This is a genomic window from Plesiomonas sp. (genome assembly GCF_051650925.1).
In the GTDB taxonomy this organism is placed as follows: domain Bacteria; phylum Pseudomonadota; class Gammaproteobacteria; order Enterobacterales; family CAMTGL01; genus Plesiomonas.
Map to the genome: position 1 here is coordinate 1 of NZ_JBOFRH010000388.1, position 5,324 is coordinate 5,324.

The window sequence follows — 5,324 nt, forward strand, 5'->3', positions numbered from 1 at the left end:
ACCAACAAGAAGCCTTCACCATCACCCTCTGCGCGTTTGAGTACGGTCAGATTACGTTGCTGATTATGGTCATAACTTGAGATACAAACGGTATCTACATGGCGAATACCCAATTCACGCGCCAACAGCGCTGCGGGAACAAGCCCTCCACGGCTGACCGCAATGATCCCCTTCCACTGCTCTGCTGGCAGTAAACGGTGCGCCAGTTTCCGCGCGTGGATCTGCAACATGTCCCAACTTACAATATATTTTTCAGCCATAACGGTAACCTCAAGCATAACCCGCAGAGTTTGTGGGCTACGTTATTTTTGTAGGAATCATTGAGTAAAAGATAAAAACCGATTTCAGTAAAACAATGCAATGCCGGATTAGATCTGACACAAGTACTTTTTTGCGTTGCTTTATTTTTCTGCGTTATATGTCATCACGTTAATGAAATCGGTTTCATGCTCTGCACTGCCAGCAAACGTTTGCTAGGGTAGATAAAAACAGAGCCAAAAACTGTTGGGGCGAGATTATAGAGATAAGAAAACCTAAAGACCAGTAATTATGCCTCTGATTGTGCATAATTTCAGGCGTTTGGGCGTGAAATCACGCAACAACGCGCATGTTCACCCGATAGAGGGTAAAAAATGGGCAAAAAAAACCACCTTTCGAGGAAGGTGGTGAAAATACCTAGGAATCAGGTGTGGTACATCAGAATCCGATGCGCCAATTAGGGATGAACGAATGGATTACACTATGCCACAACAATCGCGCCGGCATAGGGCTGTATAACAGTCACTAACACGTAAAATTAATAACCAAATTCACGTGGATAAACAAAATTTCCGGTGTAAATTCCACGACGATTCCAGAACAAATCGCAATAAATACCTTGCATAAATCACCTCATTAACAAGTGTTACTAAAGACCGATGCGGCGCCTTTAACTTGTTCTCAGTTCCTTGGAGGCGTGAGACACGGGCTTAATCCTTAAGCTTTCTAAAGTTGCGTTGCATAACTTAGGTTGCGTTGCATGTTGATTCGTTGTTTTTCTCAACGGTTAAAATAATATCACTTTGGAATTTAATTACAATACTCAGTGATAAAAATCACATAAATACAATTATCACACAAAATGTAAGCTTTTTTTGATCTAAAAATTACAAAACTTGTACAGATATCCATCAAACGTTTCGTTCTGTTCTTTTTTGTTATCCTTAAAATAAGATACAAAAATGCGGCCCTGCTATCGGTGATAATTTCCTACAGATGTCTTTGCAGTGGTATGCTGTGCTTAATAAACCTGTGCTTACCAAATAACATTCTGTTTTCTTTGACAGATTAAGCGTAAAGCAGGCAGGATTTAGTTCATGATTTAACACGTAATTTAAAGCACACAATCGCAGAGTATTGCACTTTAGCATTGGCTGAAGAGATAACTGGGGTTGTCACTGTATCTGTTTTCTGTATTGATAGGAGTTCCCGCCGTGTCTCAATTGGGCCATCTGTCACCACAACCTTTGTGGCAATTTTTCGAAAAAATTTGTTCTATTCCACACCCGTCACACCATGAAGAGGCGTTAGCAAGCTTCATTGTTGAGTGGGCGCAAGGGGCTGGCCTGCATGTTGAGCGTGATGCGGTTGGCAATATTCTGATCCGCAAACCTGCAACAGCAGGAATGGAAAACCGTAAACCGGTTGTTTTGCAAGCCCATCTGGATATGGTGCCGCAAAAGAATAACGATACGGTGCATGACTTTACCAAAGACCCGATCCGCCCGTATATCGATGGCGAGTGGGTGAAAGCGCAAGGAACAACCCTCGGCGCGGATAATGGTATTGGCATGGCATCTGCACTGGCAGTGGTTGCGGCAAATGATCTGCAACACGGCCCGCTGGAAGTTCTGCTAACCATTGATGAAGAGAGCGGCATGACCGGTGCTTTCGGCCTACAAAGCGGCTGGTTGCAAGGTGAAATTCTAATCAATACCGACTCCGAAGAGGAAGGCGAAATCTACATGGGTTGCGCCGGCGGTATTGATGCCACTATGACACTGCCTGTTGCACGAGAAACTGCACCGGCGGATATGCAAGCCTTTACCCTCACAGTGAAAGGGTTAAAAGGCGGCCACTCAGGGGGTGATATTCACCTGTATCTGGGTAATGCGAACAAGATGCTGGGCCGTTTCCTGTTTGGCCATGCGGCAGAGTTAGGCCTGCGCCTTGCCAATATTCAGGGTGGTACACTGCGTAACGCTATTCCACGTGAAGGCTCGGCCACACTGTTAGTGCCGACAGCGAATGTGGCACGTCTGCGTGCGTTGGTTGATAAGTTTACCGATATTCAGCGCAGTGAGCTGAGTGCCGTTGAACCAAATCTGACCGTTCTGCTTGATAATGCGCCAATGCCTGCTCAGGTATTTGCTGCCGACGCACAACAGCGTTTACTGGCACTGCTGCATGCTTGCCCGAACGGTGTAATGCGAATGAGTGATGCTGTGCCGGGTGTGGTTGAAACCTCATTAAATCTGGGTGTGGTGACGACTTCAGAACAAGGCGTGCAGATTGTTTGTCTGATCCGTTCACTGATTGACAGCGGCCGCTGCGGTGTGCAAAAAATGCTGTCGGCTCTGGCAGAGTTGGCAGGGGCAGAAGCGGTCTTTAAAGGCGGTTATCCGGGCTGGAAGCCAGATAATCAGTCACCTATCATGCAGGTTGTGCGTGAGACTTATCAGGCGATGTTTGATAAAACGCCGAACATTATGGTGATCCATGCCGGTCTTGAGTGCGGTCTATTCAAAGAGCCGTACCCACAGATGGATATGGTCTCTGTCGGCCCAACTATTCGTGGTCCACACTCACCGGATGAGCGTGTGCACATTGCTAGTGTGGATAAATACTGGCAGCTACTGACTCAACTGCTGAAAAATATCCCTGAACGAGCATAAACTGCGTTGAAACGGGGGTTAGTGTTAACTAACCACGTTTATCGGTGACATGCTTTATCATTAGTAACGATTAACAGGCTGCCTTCGGGTGGCCTGTTTTTTATCCCAAGCCCACTGTTTAGCTCCACGGCAAGGCTAACTGCCGCACCAGTTGCGGATCTATCAAGGTGACATGCAACCCGACCAAACGTACGCCCCGCCCCTCACAACGTGACCAGATAGATTCAGCCAGTTGCAGTAAATCTTGCTGATCAAGATGCGGGTAGACATGCTCTTGGGTTGTTAGTTGGAAATCTGAAAATTTAAGCTTCACACCTTGCCGTGCAATCGCCAGCGATTCACTGGCTTGACTCAACCGCCGCTCAAGCTCAGGGTACAATTCGCGGACTATCTGCTGACACGCCGCAAGTGAGTGAATATCTTCTTCCAACGTGCGCTCAACGCCGACTGACTTACGCTGCCTTGTCGCATTGACCTCTCGATCATCGATACCCTGACAACGCTGCCAGAGCATCTGCCCCATTTTCCCGAATTTATCAGCTAGCAGAGTCAGTGGTACGCGTTGAACATCGGCGCAGACAAACAGCCCCATATCAGCCAGTTTCTGTGCTGACACTTTTCCGACTCCGGGAATTTTTTTCAGTGGTAGCGTCGCCACAAAATCAGCAGTTTGCTCGGGGCGCAGCACATATAACCCGTTGGGTTTATTCATATCTGAGGCGATTTTGGCTAAAAATTTCACTGAGGCAACACCGGCAGAGGCGGTCAGTTGCAGCTCATCACGAATCGCGCGGCGAATATCTTCGGCAATCCATGTGGCAGACCCTTGAAACAATGTACAGTCGGTAACATCTAGGTAGGCTTCATCAAGCGATAGGGGTTCAACTTTATCAGTATAGCGACGAAAAATAGCATGCAGTTGCTGTGAAACACGTTTATAGACATCCATCCGCCCCGGAAGCAGGGTCAAATGTGGGCAAAGTTTAAAGGCTTGTGCGGTGGGCATCGCGCTGTGCAGACCAAAGCTACGGGCGACATAGTTGCAGGTACTGAGCACACCGCGCCGCTCTCGGCGGCCACCAATGGCCAAGGGCACATGTTGTAATGTCGGATTATCCCGCATTTCAACAGCAGCATAAAAGCAGTCCATGTCGATATGAATAATTTTGCGCATGCCACCCCCTAAACCACTGTATAAATATACAATGTCGCGAAAAGAGGATCAATGCTAAATCAGTAAAACATGATATTCATGACAGCTCCCCCCGCATGATACAGGAGGAGTCGCCTTACACGGCAAACATCAGACTGAGTATCGAATAGAGTGTCAGATAATGCGGTTTTCTTGCAGTTTTTCCAGACGTGCTTGTTCGGCCATTTTCGCTTTACGGTTGTCACAAGGCTCTGGGCAATCACACACTTTCTCTAAGCCCAAATTAGCAATACCGCCGCAGCTACCATGAATACTTCTGCGTTTGATAATGTAACCGATAGACATTGCCGCAATCACTAACATGAATACGGCAAAAGTTGCGATAAACGTAGTCATACCTGCTCCTTATTTTTGCAGATAAGGTTTAAAGGCTTCAGAGGCCACTTCAGTGAAACCCTCTGGGGTCTTAATCACCATGAATGCAGCAATATTGTGCTGATTCGCCACCTTGAGTGCTTCTTCTTCACCCAAAACGTTCAGGCCGGTCGACAGGCCATCCGCTTCCATGCAGGTTGGTGCAATCACGGTGATTGACACCATTTTATGTTGGATAGGTTTTCCGGTACGCGGATCAATGGTATGCGAGAAACGAACACCATCTTGCTCAAAATAGTTACGATAATCACCGGAGGTAGCAATCGCCATATTGAGCGGTGCAATAATCTCTTGTGCGGTTTGCTCAGTGCCCGCAATCGGTTTTTCTATCGCAATACGCCATGGTTTATCTTTGGCATTATGCCCTTTTAGGCGCACTTCACCGCCAATTTCAACCATGTAGTTTTGAATACCCAGTGAAGCTAAATATTCAGCGACCTGATCAACCCCAAAACCTTTGGCGATAGACGAAAGATCAACATACAAAGGAGGAATGCCTTTAACCAAAGCATCGCCCTGTACCGACAGATATTGAATACCAATACGGGCGCGGCGTTTGGCCAGCTCGTCATCTGACGGTACTTTATCCGGCCGGCCTTCTGGACCAAAGCCCCACAGGTTAACCAACGGCCCAACCGTGACATCTAACGCGCCGTGCGTCACTTGATTAATACGCAGCGCCTCACGCACCACTTTGGCCGTATCAGCAGAAACTGCAAACGGGGTATTTACCGCGGTGCTGCTGTTAAAGCGGCTCAATTCAGAGGTTGGACGATAAGTCGACATCTGATCGTTGACCAGCT

Annotated in this window: 5 protein-coding genes; 1 reads left to right on the forward strand and 4 read right to left on the reverse strand. The window is 47.4% G+C overall.

Annotated features, from left to right (window positions below; translation table 11 throughout):
* Positions 1 to 260: xanthine phosphoribosyltransferase (gene gpt / locus ACRC27_RS08865; protein WP_438639715.1), on the reverse strand; the 260-nt coding region annotated here is incomplete at its 3' end.
* A 1,212-nt stretch (positions 261 to 1,472) separates the two neighbouring features.
* Here gpt and ACRC27_RS08870 point away from each other — a divergent pair.
* Positions 1,473 to 2,933: an aminoacyl-histidine dipeptidase gene (locus ACRC27_RS08870; RefSeq protein WP_438623751.1), complete on the forward strand. Its 1,461-nt coding sequence runs from the start codon at positions 1,473 to 1,475 to the stop codon at positions 2,931 to 2,933.
* 118 nt (positions 2,934 to 3,051) lie between these two features.
* On the opposite strand, the gene dinB is transcribed toward ACRC27_RS08870, so the two are convergent.
* From dinB to ACRC27_RS08885, 3 genes are all read right to left on the reverse strand, one after another.
* On the reverse strand, positions 3,052 to 4,107 hold the full coding sequence (gene dinB, locus ACRC27_RS08875) for a DNA polymerase IV (protein WP_438623750.1): 1,056 nt from the start codon (positions 4,105 to 4,107) through the stop codon (positions 3,052 to 3,054).
* A gap of 153 nt (positions 4,108 to 4,260) precedes the next feature.
* A complete protein-coding gene (nqrM, locus tag ACRC27_RS08880) occupies positions 4,261 to 4,482 on the reverse strand; it encodes a (Na+)-NQR maturation NqrM (RefSeq protein WP_438623749.1) in 222 nt (73 codons plus the stop codon).
* A 9-nt stretch (positions 4,483 to 4,491) separates the two neighbouring features.
* Positions 4,492 to 5,324: FAD:protein FMN transferase (locus ACRC27_RS08885; protein ID WP_438639716.1), on the reverse strand; the 833-nt coding region annotated here is incomplete at its 5' end.